General features: G+C 46.6%; 9 protein-coding genes. 2 read left to right on the forward strand and 7 right to left on the reverse strand.

The genetic code is table 11. The features are described 5' to 3' along the window. Nucleotides 1-98: 98 nt before the first annotated feature. The 4 genes from ICN20_RS00790 to ICN20_RS00805 form a co-directional block, all read right to left on the reverse strand. Nucleotides 99-470 carry a DUF2946 domain-containing protein gene (locus ICN20_RS00790; RefSeq protein WP_216237488.1) on the reverse strand — a complete coding sequence of 124 codons (372 nt, stop codon included), beginning with the start codon at nucleotides 468-470 and terminating at the stop codon, nucleotides 99-101. A gap of 76 nt (nucleotides 471-546) precedes the next feature. Further along, entirely contained in the window at nucleotides 547-1,809 is a 1,263-nt protein-coding gene (oxlT, locus tag ICN20_RS00795) for an oxalate/formate MFS antiporter (protein WP_216237500.1), read from the reverse strand. Between the two features lie 580 nt (nucleotides 1,810-2,389). After that, entirely contained in the window at nucleotides 2,390-2,869 is a 480-nt protein-coding gene (locus tag ICN20_RS00800) for a DUF1854 domain-containing protein (RefSeq protein ID WP_216237505.1), read from the reverse strand. Further along, nucleotides 2,866-5,211 carry an ABC transporter ATP-binding protein gene (locus ICN20_RS00805; RefSeq protein WP_216237506.1) on the reverse strand — a complete coding sequence of 782 codons (2,346 nt, stop codon included), beginning with the start codon at nucleotides 5,209-5,211 and terminating at the stop codon, nucleotides 2,866-2,868. Before ICN20_RS00805 ends, ICN20_RS00800 begins: the two co-directional genes overlap by 4 nt. Nucleotides 5,212-5,415: 204 nt before the next feature. Here ICN20_RS00805 and cphA (ICN20_RS00810) point away from each other — a divergent pair, with 204 nt between their 5' ends. Together cphA (ICN20_RS00810) and cphA (ICN20_RS00815) are read left to right on the forward strand one after the other, a co-directional pair. After that, a complete protein-coding gene (gene cphA, locus ICN20_RS00810) occupies nucleotides 5,416-7,608 on the forward strand; it encodes a cyanophycin synthetase (protein ID WP_216237509.1) in 2,193 nt (730 codons plus the stop codon). Beyond that, nucleotides 7,609-10,179 carry a cyanophycin synthetase gene (gene cphA, locus ICN20_RS00815; protein WP_216237512.1) on the forward strand — a complete coding sequence of 857 codons (2,571 nt, stop codon included), beginning with the start codon at nucleotides 7,609-7,611 and terminating at the stop codon, nucleotides 10,177-10,179. 70 nt (nucleotides 10,180-10,249) lie between these two features. Here cphA (ICN20_RS00815) and ICN20_RS00820 read toward each other — a convergent pair whose 3' ends face one another. Genes ICN20_RS00820 through ICN20_RS00830 form a run of 3 tightly spaced genes read right to left on the reverse strand, consistent with a single transcriptional unit; the run spans nucleotide 10,250 to nucleotide 14,535 of the window. Then, nucleotides 10,250-11,248: a class 1 fructose-bisphosphatase gene (locus tag ICN20_RS00820; protein WP_216860172.1), complete on the reverse strand. Its 999-nt coding sequence runs from the start codon at nucleotides 11,246-11,248 to the stop codon at nucleotides 10,250-10,252. Nucleotides 11,249-11,304: 56 nt separating this feature from the next. Continuing rightward, nucleotides 11,305-13,914, reverse strand: a complete 2,610-nt coding sequence (pepN, locus tag ICN20_RS00825) for an aminopeptidase N (protein WP_216237515.1) — start codon at nucleotides 13,912-13,914, stop codon at nucleotides 11,305-11,307. Nucleotides 13,915-13,959: 45 nt separating this feature from the next. Next, nucleotides 13,960-14,535 carry a TMEM165/GDT1 family protein gene (locus ICN20_RS00830; RefSeq protein WP_216237517.1) on the reverse strand — a complete coding sequence of 192 codons (576 nt, stop codon included), beginning with the start codon at nucleotides 14,533-14,535 and terminating at the stop codon, nucleotides 13,960-13,962. Nucleotides 14,536-14,609 lie beyond the last annotated feature (74 nt).

A 14,609-nucleotide genomic window follows, 5' to 3' on the forward strand; every position in this document is an offset into this window, starting at 1 on the left:
CTTCTTCCGCAACAACATTTAGTTCCCCACACAATATGTCTGCAACTTGGCTGGCGCCCTATTGCTCACTACATAGCTTTGCTATGCCCTAAAAATATTTAGGCTTGTGCTGGAGGTGCTGCTGAGGGTGGGGTTACCCAAACAGAAAGTGGCTTGGGTGATTGATAAAAAAGCGCTGGCAATAAGGATAAAGTTTGCGGCGCCTGAAATGTCAGATTGGTATTGAATGCTGGAATGATGCTGTTTTGAGCTACACAATAAGGACAAGGCTGCATTTGGTCTGCAAGCTCTTGATCATCAACCTGAACATCAATTTGCATCTTATTGCCATCTGCTGAACAAATCTCCATGGCAAAACCTTGGCCATGCTTAGCAAGCGAAATTGCTTGAGATGCGGCAGGCGCAAGTGCACTCATTGCGATTGCAAATGCGGCAATCCAATGAATGAGGCGGTTTTTGGAGAAATTCATGGTGAGGAGATTTTAACTGATTTTCAGCAATAAAAAAGGGGTCCGAAGACCCCTTTTATTAGGCTTTTAACCTGTATTACATTGAAGCAGAGCGCTCGATGAGTTTGCGACGCATTGGGCGCAATACAAACCAAGCCAAGATTGCAGCTGTACCATTCAAGATACTAGCAACCCAGAATACCGCCTCCCAACCACCAGTAGTGGCTACCAATACGCTAGACAAAGGAACTAACAATGAAGCTGTACCTTTTGCTGTGTAGAGGAGACCCGCATTACCAGCAGCATAAGTTGATCCAAATGTATCGGCGTTAGTTGATGGGAACAAGCTGTAAATCTCACCCCATGCAAAGAACACTAAACCAGTCAACAAAACAAACATTACTGGATCGCGACCAAGGTAGTACAAACCAAGAATACCTAAGCACTCAAATGTGAAGCAAAGAGTCATAGTTTGCTCGCGACCGATCTTGTCAGATACCCAACCGAAGAAAGGACGTGTCAAGCCGTTCAGCACACGGTCAACGGTCAAGGCAAATGTCAACGCAGGTAATGCCAAGCCCATCAAGCTCACTGTTACGCCAGCAATCTGGAAGTCTTTAGCGATTGGGCCTAATTGCGCAGTAGCCATCAAGCCACCAGCCGCAACCATCACGAACATGAGATACATGATCCAGAACACAGGCTGCTTAACCATCTCCATTGGGCGGAAATCCTTACGAGTCTGAGCAACAGCTGCCTTAACTGTAGTGATAGCACCTTTGATAGGCTTAGAAAGCAACAAGCTCAAGACCACAACAATTGCGCCCTGCCAGATACCGAAGAACCAGAATGCATCTTGATAGCCTTGGTTTGCAATCATGTTTGCAATTGGAATCACAGTCAATGCAGAACCGGCACCAAAGCCAGCAGCTGTCATACCAGCAGCTAAACCGCGACGATCTGGGAACCATTTGAGCGCATTACCTACGCAAGTACCATAAACAGCGCCAGCGCCAACACCACTTACAGCAGCTGCCGTGTAAAGCATTGTCAAAGTGTCTGCATGAGCATTCATCATCCAACCAATGCCACACAAGATGCCACCGAAAAATACTACTGGACGTGGGCCGAACTTATCAACGAGGTAACCCTCGATTGGAACTAACCAAGTTTCAGTCAACACGAAAATAGTAAATGCAACTTGAATAGCTGCACGACCCCAACCGAACTTAGCGTCAATTGGGTTTACAAACAAAGTCCAACCGTATTGCAAGTTTGCAATCATTGACATACAAATGATGCCAATTAGTAGCTGAAACCAACGACCCCCTAAAGGTCCTGCAGTTTTCTCGCCGCTCATCCTGAATCTCCTATTTTTACTTTTTTATAAATACTCATTACACCCAGAAATTTGGGTTAAGTGATTTTTAAGCATTTAAACCTGCAAAGACTTGACACTAATCAAGTTTTCTTTAAATCCACACTAGTGATTACCCTTGCCATAACCCCATGAAATATAAGCTTTCTCAAGGAATACCAGGGTCGGTGTTGCACCAAAATCTAGAGGCACCAGAAAACAAAAAAGCCACCCGAAGGTGGCTTTTGAGTTGTTGTAATTTTAAAAATTACATGCCGCGGTAAGCGCCGTCGAAATCATAGTGACGAGCAGCCTGGTCTTGGCTTGTTTTGCTTTCTGTGAAAAGCTGGTTGATCATATTCAATAAAACAGTCATTTGAATCTCCTTAAGGGTTAGTACCTAGAGTATAACCCTAATACTATTGCAGTGCAACAAGCCCAAAAGGCAGGCAAGAGAGTCATAACTCTCTGTTTTTAAAGGAAATTAATTAAATTTGAGGGAAACAGAAGGTTTGCCCACCAGGGTGAGGGAAAAATACCTTGGTGTTGCCTGCCGAATTGGGATTGGTGCGACGAATCTTTTTTAGCGGAACCGGTCTAGAAGCTTTTTGCTAACTTTATCCAACTGTGTGGAGTCTTGAATTAAGAACTGCAATCCATTGGAATCAGCAATGAGCAATGTGTTGCCTGCGATCCTACGAATGTCCTCTTCACCCTTGAGACGAATTCGGGTTGGGCCACGATCCGTTTCGATATCCCAAATACTTGGAGTAGCAAATGTTGAGACATTGGTAATTTTTTGGATGACCGGCATGAACTCACGCTCAGCTAGCTCTTCTTCGATCAGCCCCAGCTCCGCTTCAGAAATCGCAGCCATGTTTGGGAACCAGCAAAGCTCTTTGCCTGATTGATTCATGATGCCAATGCCAGCACCAGGTGCAGTAATTGGGAAAGCGCGCACCGGATGAACGCCAACATGACGCTCGCCCTTGCTATCAGTAAAGACAAGTCGACCTAGCGCATCACGTTCGAATTGATGGGTGGATTGATTGACTTGCGTCATACCCCGCCTCCAATTTTCTTAGCAACTTCTTCGAGCTGCTCTTCTTGTTTCTCTGCTTGATCTTCTTCCAAACTTTCACCGATAGCGCCGCCTTCTACAAGCTCCGCAGCATGACGCAGCTGGGCTTGATACAAGGTGTAATAGGCACCCTGGGCTTCCATCAGTTGGTCATGTGAGCCGATCTCCACAATTTCACCTTTATCTAACACCACTAAGCGATCTGCTTTTCTTAAGGTGGAGAGGCGGTGGGCAATTGCAATCGTTGTGCGGCCTTTAACTAAGTTATCCAATGCACGCTGAATTTCTTTTTCAGTGGTGGTGTCTACTGATGATGTTGCTTCATCCAAAATCAGAATGCTTGGATTAATCAGCAGTGCACGTGCAATTGAGATGCGTTGACGCTCACCGCCAGATAAAGATTGCCCACGCTCACCTACTAAGGAGTCATAACCTAGAGGAAGGCGAAGAATAAATTCATGGGCATGCGCTGCACGTGCAGCCTCGATGATTTCTTCGCGAGTTGCATCTGGTTTACCGTAGGCAATGTTTTCTGCAATCGTGCCAAAGAATAAGAATGGCTCTTGCAATACCAAACCAATACGCTTGCGATAGTCGGAAATGGCAATACTACGAATGTCGCGCCCATCTAATGAGACAGAACCAGAGCTGACATCATAGAAGCGGCAGATCAAGTTCACCAAAGTACTCTTCCCTGAACCACTATGACCGACTAGGCCAATCATTTCACCTGGAGCAATATCTAAATCAATGCCTTTAGTGACTGCACGGTTGCCGTAGCGAAAACCCACGCCCCGTAAGGAGATACGACCCTTTACCTCACCCAATGGCGCCGGATTGATTGGCTCAGGAACGCTAGAGACGTGATCCAAGATATCAAAGATTCGCTTAGCGCCAGCGGCTGCCTTCTGTGTGTGAGAAACAATGCGACTCATAGAATCCAAGCGAATATAGAAACGTCCGATATATGCCAAGAATGCAATCAAGACACCTACTGTGACTTTCTGATGGGCCACTTGCCAAATACCAAATCCCCACACTACGAGCAAGCCCGTTTCAGTAAGCAAAGTTACTGTTGGTGAAAATAATCCCCACACGCGATTTACACGATCATTAATCTGCAGATTATGTTTATTGGAATCTACAAAGCGCTTGAGTTCGCGGTCTTCTTGTGCAAATGCTTTGACCACACGAATGCCTGGGATAGTGTCAGCCAAAATATTGGTTACTTCTGACCAAATGCGGTCGATCTTTTCAAAACCAAAACGTAGACGATCGCGTACTACATGAATCATCCATACAATGAATGGCAAAGGCGCCAAGGTAACCAAAGCCAGCAAAGGATCAATAGACACCAGGATCGCCGCAGTCATAGTGATCATCAAGACATCGGTTGCAAAGTCAAGTGCGTAAAGGGAAAGGAATACGCAGATACGATCAGTCTCAGCGCCAATACGGGCAATCAAATCACCCGTTCTCTTGCCGCCAAAATATTCAAGCGACAGTTTGAGTAAATGTTCAAAAGTAGTATTGCGTAGATCCGCACCAATACGTTCGCTGACCAATGCAAGAAGATAGGTTTTCCACCAACCCAGTCCCCAAGCAACAATTGCGGCGCCAAATAAAGCCAAGAGATACATGCTGGCCAAATGAAAATCAATCGGATTGCCGCGCTCATAGGGAATCAATACATGATCCATCAACGGCATAGTGAGATACGGCGGTATTAAAGTCGCGCCTGTAGATAGCAGAGTTAATACAAAACCTAGTAACAATTGCTTTTTATAGGGACGAGCAAAACGCCAGAGCTTAAAGAGCGTCCAAGTAGATGGTGGCGCATCATCTTCAGGATCACAGGTTGGGCATGAATCAGAATTCGCGGGCTTTGGGCTCAAGCAAACTGGGCAAACCTGTTTGTCGTATTCACTGACTTCACCGTTGTTGATTTCTTCACCGCGAGTCAGCTGTTTAAAGCTCGATTGCAGACGAAGAACCTGTGGATTCACTGCCAAAGTGAAATTCCAAGACTTTAGTAATTTTTCAGCAGTTTCTAGGCGTAAATGCCCTACTCCAGCATGATCGCCGTGGACCAAATGGGTGCTGGTCTCCAACTTCCAAGACTCAAATACCTTCCCATCCGTCCAAAATAGACCTTGTTCGCTGAGCAAAAGCAGGCTTTTTTCAAAGCGTAACTCGACATCCAGATCGAGCTCAACCCATGCTAGTAGGGCTTCAGGGCTCTTTACAGGGGAGTTTGGATCAACTAAAACAGCCTCCCAGTAGCTTGGCAGCATGGGAGCAAAAGGTAGTATTTGTGGCTTCATTGACCCTAAAAGTATAGTGGAGCTGAATTATTTAGATTTATTACTCATGTCAACTTTAGAGGCCTAAAAGCCGTTAAATTGTGTAACTAGGCCTTTTTATGTATTTTTGCTATTTTTGTGAGTTTTTCAATAACTATTAGAAACAGAGAGACTATCTGACGCGTCAACGCCAAAACCTTGGCGTCGGCCATCGCAACACTGCATATGCCCCAATTACTAGATAAATCCATCGAGATTCTGAGCGTTAAGCATCTCCGTGGCCCCAATATGTGGACTTACCATCCAGTCATAGAGGTATGGCTCGATATTGGTGATTTAGAGGACTACCCTTCTAATCTCATTCCCGGCTTTTATGACCGCCTTGTCAAAGCACTCCCAAGTCTTGTCGAGCATCGCTGCAGTTATGGCGAAACTGGCGGATTTTTAAAGCGAGTTGAAGAAGGCACCTGGCCTGCTCATATTCTGGAACATCTCACTTTAGAGTTGCAAAACTTAGCTGGTATTCCCGGCGGCTTTGGCAAAGCACGTGACGGCGATAGGCGCGGTGTCTACAAAGTCATGGTGAGCGCCATTAACGAGGAAGTCACACTCACAGCCCTTAAGTACGCGCGTGATTTGTATCTTGCCCTAGCTCAAGATAACAAAGATTGTGTAGTTGAAGCTCAGACCATTATTGAAAATCTTCGTGAACTCGGCGACGATCTCTTGCTCGGCCCAAGCACTGCATGCATCGTCAATGCAGCTGAGGAGCGCGGCATTCCATCGATTCGCTTGTCTGAAGGTAACTTAGTTCAGCTAGGCTATGGCGCCAAGCAACGCCGCATCTGGACTGCAGAGACTGATCAAACCAGCGCGATTGCGGAAACGATTTCTCGCGATAAAGATTTAACGAAAAGCTTGCTACGTAGCGCTGGTGTTCCTACGCCTGAGGGCAGAACCGTCACCAGCCCTGATGATGCTTGGGAGGCTGCGCAAGACATTGGTCTGCCAGTTGTAGTCAAACCCATCGACGGCAATCATGGTCGTGGAGTATTTATTAATCTCTATACCCAACAAGAAATTGAAGCTGCTTATGCGGTTGCGATTGACGAAGGTAGCGAAGTATTAGTTGAGCGTCACATTGTGGGAGACGAACATCGCTTGCTAGTGGTTGGCAATAAAGTAGTTGCCGCAGCAAAAGGTGAAACGGTTTGGGTAACTGGTGATGGCAAGCACACTGTTCATGAACTGATTCAGATTCAGATTAATTCTGATCCGCGTCGTGGCACTGCTGAAGAGCACCCTCTTAATCCTGTTCGGATTGATTCTGCAGTAGAACTCGAATTAGCGCGCCAACAATTAACTGGTAGCAGCATTCCTGCTGCTGACCACAAAGTCTTAATCCAAAGTAACGGCAACGTAGCCTTTGATGTCACTGATTTAATTCATCCTGATGTAGCGAGTCAAGTTGCCTTGGCTGCTCGTGTCGTTGGGCTCGAAATTGCGGGTGTTGATCTAGTGGCCCAAGACATTAGTAAGCCACTCGCCGAACAAAACGCTGCCATTGTTGAAGTCAATGCTGGCCCAGGCTTATTGATGCACTTAAAACCTGCGAGTGGTAAACCACAGCCAGTGGGTGTTGAGATTGCTAATCACCTCTTCCCTCCTGGGGCGGATTTCCGCATTCCCGTAGTCGGCGTCTGTGGGGAACATGGCAAAACCCCTGTATCTGAAATGATTGCCCACTTCCTGCGCTTAACCAATGTCTACGTTGGATTGTCTTGCAGCAAAGGGCTATTTTTTGGCAATCGCGCTATCCCCAACTCCAACTCATCTAATTGGGAAAATGCTCGTCGCACATTACTCAATCGTGCAGTAGAAGCTGTAGTAATTGAGAATAATCATTTGTCGATGTTGATTGAAGGCTTAGCCTATGATCGTTGCCAAGTTGGCGTAGTGCTCAACGTTGATCCAAAGGCAAATTTTCCGCAGTACGCAATTTACGATGAAGATCAAGTCTTCAGTGTTGTGCGCACTCAAATAGATGTCGTACTCCCAACGGGCGTTGCGGTTCTCAATGCCGATGATCCAATGTGCGTGCAGATGGCTGAGCTTTGCGATGGTCAGGTCATTTTCTTTAGCGAAAATCCCGACTCTGAGATTATCAAAAATCACTTACTAGATGGTGGACGCGCAGTTGCCATTGGTAAACAACAAATTACTCTGAAGTCTGGCAAGTTGGATCAGAAATCTATTCCCGTGCCACGCCACTCAGAAGCTAGCCGCACTTCTCCTTGGAAGACCATGAACTTAGGCGCGGCTATTGCTGCAGCCTGGGCTCTAGACATTCCGTTTAATGTTATTGAAGCAGGCGCAGAAACATTCGTGCCTGATGCCACTATCGCTACAGGGGCTTAATTGGAAATCACCCGTATTCGCATGTTGCGCGGCCCGAATTTATGGAGCCGCCATACCGCCTTAGAAGCAATTGTTTCTTGTGATGAGTCAGAGCGTTCTATTGACTCCATTCCTCAATTTGAAACCAAGATTCGGGAACGCTTTCCACAGCTAGGTAGCATGCGACGCGGAGGCCACAATGAAGTACTTTCAATGGCCCACGCCCTTGAGCATGCAGCACTTGGACTCCAGGCTCAGGCAGGTTGCCCAGTAACCTTTAGTCGTACCGTTCAAACTATTGATGTTGGCGTCTATCAAGTTGTTGTGGAATATATCGAAGAAGTTGTGGGTCGCATGGCCTTTGACTTTGCCTTTGCTTTAATTCAAGCAACCCTCAATGATGCGCCGTTTGACCTGGCTGCCGCACTATCCGAATTAGAAGCACTCTATGAAGATGTTCGTCTTGGGCCTAGTACGGGCTCGATCGTTGATGCCGCTGTTCAACGCAACATTCCTTTCCGTCGAATGACTGAAGGCAGCATGGTGCAATTTGGTTGGGGTAGCAAACAAAAACGAATTCAGGCCGCAGAAACGAGTAATACCAGTGCGATTGCAGAAGCAATTGCGCAGGACAAAGAGCTCACTAAGAATTTACTTGCTGCTGCTGGTGTATCAGTACCTATTGGCGAGGTTGTTACTACTGCTGACGATGCTTGGCGTGCCGCTCAAAAAATTGGTGGCCCCATTGTGCTCAAGCCAAAAGACGGCAACCAAGGCAAAGGTGTCGTAGCCAATATTCAAACCGAAGAAGAAGTGCGCGCTGGATTTATCGTGACCCAAGCCTTTGGTCGTGAAACCATTGTTGAGCGCTATCTTCCTGGTGCAGACTACCGTTTATTGGTAGTTGGCAATCGCCTTTCTGCTGCTGCACGGCGTGAACCTGCTCAAGTAGTTGGTGATGGTACCCACACCGTTGCTGAACTAGTTGAAATGGAGAATAAAAATCCATTGCGCGGCGACGGACATGCAACAGCGCTCACTAAAATTCGTTTTGATGATATCGCCCTAGCGCATTTAGCAAGCAATGGTCTGACTCCACAGCATGTGCCCAAAACCGGCGAGCGTGTTTTATTGCGCAATAACGCCAACCTTAGCACCGGCGGAACCGCAACAGATGTGACTGATGATGTTCACCCTGATGTAGCAGCAAGCGCCATTGCCGCTGCGCAGATGATTGGTCTTGATATTGCCGGCGTTGATATTCTCTGCGAGTCGATCTATAAACCATTGGAGCAACAAGGTGGTGGCATCGTTGAAGTGAACGCTGCCCCTGGATTACGCATGCATTTAAAGCCTTCTTACGGCAAAGGACGTCCAGTAGGCGAAGACATCATCAATATGATGTTCCCATCCGGAGATGATGGCCGAATCCCCGTGGTTGCAGTGACCGGCACCAATGGCAAGACCACTACCGTGCGCCTAATCTCTCATTTATTAAATGAAACAGGTCTACGCGTAGGTATGACAGGCACCGATGGTGTTTACATCAATCATCGCCTCATTGATACCGGCGATTGCAGTGGGCCTAAGAGTGCGCGCAATGTCTTGATGCACCCCGATGTCGATGCTGCCGTTCTTGAAACAGCACGAGGCGGTATGCTGCGCGAAGGCCTAGGTTTTGATCGCTGCGAAGTTGCTGTAGTCACCAATATTGGCGAAGGTGATCACTTAGGCCTCAATTACATCACCAGCGTTGAGGACTTAGCCATCCTCAAACGCGTCATTGTGCAAAACGTAGCCCCTACTGGCGCCGCAGTATTGAATGCAGCAGATCCAATGGTCGTGAAGATGGGTGATAAATGCTCTGGCCGAGTAATCTTCTTTGCTCAGAACCAACATCATCCAGTCATTGCGGCCCATCGCGCCAAGAATAAAAAAGTAATTTATTTTGATGGCACTTACATCGTTGCATCAAAGGGATCGCGCATCATGTATCGCTTCCCCGTAAGCGAAATTCCTTTGACGAAAAATGGTGTTCTTGGTTTTCAAATAGAAAATGCAATGGCCGCCATTGGTGCAGCCTGGGCCTTAGGTCTTGATGCAGAAAAGATTGCTCGTGGGCTGCATAGCTTTGAAAGTGATGCCAATTCAGTACCAGGCCGCTTCAATCAGTTTCAACACAAGGGTGCCACCGTCATCGCTGACTACGGGCACAATCCTGATGCGATGCGCGCCCTGACAAGCGCTATTGAGGCGATGAAACCCAATAAGAGTCATGTAGTAGTTAGTGGCGCAGGTGATCGTCGTGATGAAGATATTCGTGATCTGACCCGCATTTTGGGCAACTCTTTTGATAACGTCATTCTCTATCAGGATGCCTGCCAACGTGGTCGTGAGGATGGCGAAGTACTAAAACTCTTACAAGAGGGTTTGGTTGGCGCCACCAAGGCAAAGCAAATTAAAGAAATTCATGGTGAGTTCAAAGCAATTGATACTGCTCTTAATGATCTTGCCGCTGGCGATATATGCCTGATTCTGATTGATCAAGTTGAAGAATCACTCGCTTACCTTAAGGAACAAGTAAGGCCTTAAAAGTAACTTTTTAAGTAATAAAAAACCCAATCAAGCGATTGGGTTTTTTATTTGCAAGGGGCAATCTCAATTACGCATGGTAATGCACAATGCGATCAATCTCCTCTTTAGATCCCAACATTACTGAAACACGCTCATGTAAATCCGTTGGCTGCAAATCCATAATGAGATCTGTGCCATTAGTAGAGGCGCCGCCTGCCTGCTCTACCAAGAAGCTCATAGGATTTGCTTCATACATTAAGCGCAATTTACCCGGCTTGTGTGGCTCACGTTGATCCCATGGGTACATAAATACCCCGCCACGAGATAGAACACGATGCACATCAGCCACCATGGAGGCAATCCAGCGCATATTGAAATCCTTGTCGCGTATGCCACTTGTACCCGCCAAGCATTCATCCACATAGCGACGCACTGGTTCTGCCCAGTGACGCATATTAGACATATTGATTGCAAACTCTTTGGTCGAGTGAGAAATCTTGACTTCATCCTTGATGAGTAAAAATTCGCCAGTCACTTTATTCAAGGTAAACATCACCACACCATCACCTAAAGTAAGAGCCATAGTAGTTTGTGGGCCATAGACCACATAACCCGCTGCAACTTGATGGCGGCCTGATAACAAGAAGTCAGAAGTTTGCAAAGGCGCACTTGGATCCTGTTTCTTTAGAACAGAAAAAATTGTTCCAATCGAAACGTTCACATCAATGTTGGATGAGCCATCGAGTGGGTCAAACAATAGCAAGTAATCACCGGTACCTTGAACTGGAACTGGCAACTCCATCTCTTCGGAGGCTAAACCTGCCAGTGATTTACAGCCCTTCACACCATCAATCAATAAATCATTGGCAATGATGTCGAGCTTTTGCTGAACTTCACCCTGTACGTTGCCAGTACCCGCAGAACCCAGCAAGCCAATTAAAGCGCCCTGCGCTACTTCATGACTTAAGGTTGAACAGGTATTAACCACTGCAGTAAGCAATTCTTGCAAGCCCGCAGGAATGGCAGCGCCCACCGGCTTAGCAGAGGTTAAATATTGCTTGAAATTGATATGCGTACTTGAGGACAAAGGTAATTCTCCGATTTCTTCTAATAGACTCTATTTTGCCTTGTTATTGAAGGAGCTTAGTTACCTAGCGCCTTTCCAACAACTTCCCTAACATCCGGAGACAGCGTTTGGCATGCAGAAACCCGCTCTAAAGCCGCTTTCATGCGATCTTGATAGGGTTGAGCAAATAAACGCCAGCGGTCCAAAGCCCTAGCTAACCGTGCGGCAACTTGGGGGTTGATTGGGTCTAGTGCTAATACGCTATCAGCCCAGAACTCATACCCACTGCCATCCGCCTGATGAAAACTCGCTGGATTATTGGCGCAGAAAGCATGGATGACACTGCGTACTCGGTTTGGGTTATTCATCTTAAATGCTGGATGCTCACGTAGCTTCTTCACTTCAGTGAGTGTGGAATCAAGACCATCAACAGGAGGACGGCTCGATTGCAAGCCAAACCACTTATCGATTACCAAAGCATCGTTCGCAAATCGATTGTAAAAATCAATTAAGCAATCTTTTGCTTGTTTAGAGCCATGCACCACCAATGCCGATAACGCGGCATAGCGGTCAGTCATATTGTCAGCAGTTTGATATTGATTCACAGCCATTGGCGACCACACTGCAGGAGCAGCTTCTAGCAACATGCTTAATGCCAAATTCTTCAGAGCGCGCTTGCCTGCATTGACCCCATCTGACTTAAATGGTCCAGGGGTTTGCATTTGTTGATACAAGGCGGCCCACTCGAGCTGAAGTTGCTTAGCAATCTCTCGACGGAAAGCGCGACGCGCTGTGAAAATTTGCTGCGGATCAACGCTCTTACATTGCTCATACAAATAAGACTCTGCTGGCAAAGTTAAGGCTAGGTCTTTAAAAGCGGGATCTAAATCAGGATCTAAAAGGAGATTGCGATAAGCCTTAATTAAATTTTCATCAGGCAATCGATTATTCAGAATCATTTTCATCGCCAACTTCTGGCCAGCTTCCCAGCGATTAAATGCATCATCATCGCTTGAGAACAAGGTTAGGAGATCCGCTTCAGGCTGCTCAAAATCTAAATTGATCGGGGCCGAGAAATTTCGATTAATCGAGAGAACCGGACGCTCTTCTATATTCTCAAAGGTCCAGGCTTGAGTCTCTTGTGTCAACTCCAGTAATTGCTCTTTCTGATCATTCGCTTTAGTCAGCAGTCGCATTTTTAATGGAATGTGGAAAGGCTTTTTCTCTGGCTGGCCAGGGCTTGGTGCGCAACTCTGGGTGAGCGTCAATTGAAACTGTTTTTTTGCAGAGTCATATTGTTCTTGAACTTTTACCCGCGGAGTACCTGCCTGGCTATACCAATTCTTAAATTGAGATAGGTCCTTACTATTGGCATCCGCCATAGCCATTAAGAAATCATCACAGGTAACTGCTTGTCCATCATGGCGTTTGAAATACAGATCCATACCTTTACGGAATCCATCTTTACCCAATAGGGTCTGATACATCCTAACAACCTCAGAACCCTTCTCATAGACGGTAACGGTATAGAAATTATTAATCTCCTGGTACTCATCCGGACGAATCGGATGGGCCATCGGACCTGCATCTTCCGGGAACTGCAGCTGACGCAGTAAGCGGACATCTTCAATACGTTTTACTGCCCTACCGGATTCACTACCCATTTGATCAGCGGAAAACTCCTGATCTCTAAAGACCGTTAAGCCCTCTTTAAGCGATAACTGAAACCAATCCTGACATGTAACACGGTTACCAGTCCAGTTATGGAAGTACTCGTGCGCCACAACACTTTCAATATTGGCAAAGTCAGCATCTGTAGCGGTTTCAGGTTGAGCAAGGACAAACTTGGTGTTGAAAATATTCAAACCCTTGTTCTCCATCGCGCCCATATTGAAATCACTTACCGCCACGATCATGAAGCGCTCTAAATCTAATTCCAATCCAAAACGCTTCTCATCCCAATGAATCGAAGCAATTAAAGAATCCATGGCATGTCGAGTCTTCTTGAGGTCATGCGGCTCAACCCAAATCTGCAGAAGCTTTTTCGCACCGCTACTAGTAGTAATGGTTTCTTCAATGCACTCTAACTTACCTGCCACCAAGGCAAACAAGTAGGATGGCTTCGGAAACGGATCTTCCCAGGTGGCGCTATGCCAGCCGTTTGGAAGTTTTTCTGTGCTAAGTAAGTTGCCATTAGATAGCAGCACTGGACACTCCGCCTCACGCGCACGCAATGTCACTCGGTAGCGGGCCATCACATCTGGACGGTCCAAGAAATAGGTAATCTTTCTAAAACCTTCTGCCTCACACTGAGTGAAGAAGTTTCCATTGGAAACATACAGACCCATCAAGGTCGTATTTTTCTCGGGGACACAGACGCAAATAATTTCTACGACAAACCTATCTTTACCTTCGTTAGGCAAAGAATGAATCGTGAGCGTTTCGGGGGTTAGCTCAAAATGACGATGGGCTTCGCCGTTTATACGCAGGCTAACAAACTCGAGCTCATTCCCCACCAAAACCAAAGGCGCTCCCGGCTTAAAACTTTTGCCTGGCAAAACCTCAATACGACTCTTCACAATAGTTCGTGCTGGATCTAAAGCAATATCGAGTTCGACTTGATCGAAGGTATAAATAGGCGGAAGGTACTCGAGCCGACGAAAGCTCTGTGGGAGATCAGTTTTCATGAGCCTATTTTAAGTCTAGGCCGAAAGACTGGCTGACCTTCTAAATCAAGCCCATATCAAGGTGGCTATACCTATGGCAATAAAGGTGACAGCCGCCACCGCGTGCACCCACTTAATAGGCATACGCTTGGTGAACTTCTGACCAATCCAGACTGCGGGTGCATTGGCCAACATCATCCCCAATGTGGTGCCTATAGTTACAGAGACCACATCCTCATAACGAGCCCCCAAGGCGATAGTGGCAATTTGTGTCTTATCACCCATCTCAGCCAAAAAGAATAAGCCCACCGTCAGTAGAAATACCTGCAGCGCTTTGTCGGCTACCTTGGACCCAGCGGCGTCATCAATATGATCAGGCACTAATAGCCACAAACCGATTCCCAGGAAACTCAAGCCCAAAATCCAGCGCATCACATCAGGTGAAACCAAAGTCGTTAACCAATGCCCCAGAAATGCGGCACAAGCATGGTTTGCAATCGTGGCGATAAAAATGCCCGCAATAATAGCTAACGCCTGCTTAGGGTAGCGTGCTGCAAGCATCAATGAGAGTAGCTGGGTTTTATCCCCCATCTCCGCCAAAGCAACTACTCCAGCAGAGAGAGTTAAGGCTGAAAAATCCATGTATTGGGCGAGTCCAGTAATTTAGTGAAGTCGCAATCTCTTGCGTATAAGGGATAGTTTAAATCCCAATGCCC

The organism is Polynucleobacter sp. JS-Polo-80-F4 (assembly GCF_018881965.1).
GTDB lineage: Bacteria > Pseudomonadota > Gammaproteobacteria > Burkholderiales > Burkholderiaceae > Polynucleobacter.

Coding starts and splice junctions, on each gene's coding strand:
- ICN20_RS00790 (WP_216237488.1), bottom strand. CDS start 470: ATGAATTTCTCCAAAAACCGCCTCATTCATTGGATTGCCGCATTTGCA.
- oxlT (WP_216237500.1), bottom strand. CDS start 1,809: ATGAGCGGCGAGAAAACTGCAGGACCTTTAGGGGGTCGTTGGTTTCAG.
- ICN20_RS00800 (WP_216237505.1), bottom strand. CDS start 2,869: ATGACGCAAGTCAATCAATCCACCCATCAATTCGAACGTGATGCGCTA.
- ICN20_RS00805 (WP_216237506.1), bottom strand. CDS start 5,211: ATGAAGCCACAAATACTACCTTTTGCTCCCATGCTGCCAAGCTACTGG.
- cphA (WP_216237509.1), top strand. CDS start 5,416: ATGCCCCAATTACTAGATAAATCCATCGAGATTCTGAGCGTTAAGCAT.
- pepN (WP_216237515.1), bottom strand. CDS start 13,914: ATGAAAACTGATCTCCCACAGAGCTTTCGTCGGCTCGAGTACCTTCCG.
- ICN20_RS00830 (WP_216237517.1), bottom strand. CDS start 14,535: ATGGATTTTTCAGCCTTAACTCTCTCTGCTGGAGTAGTTGCTTTGGCG.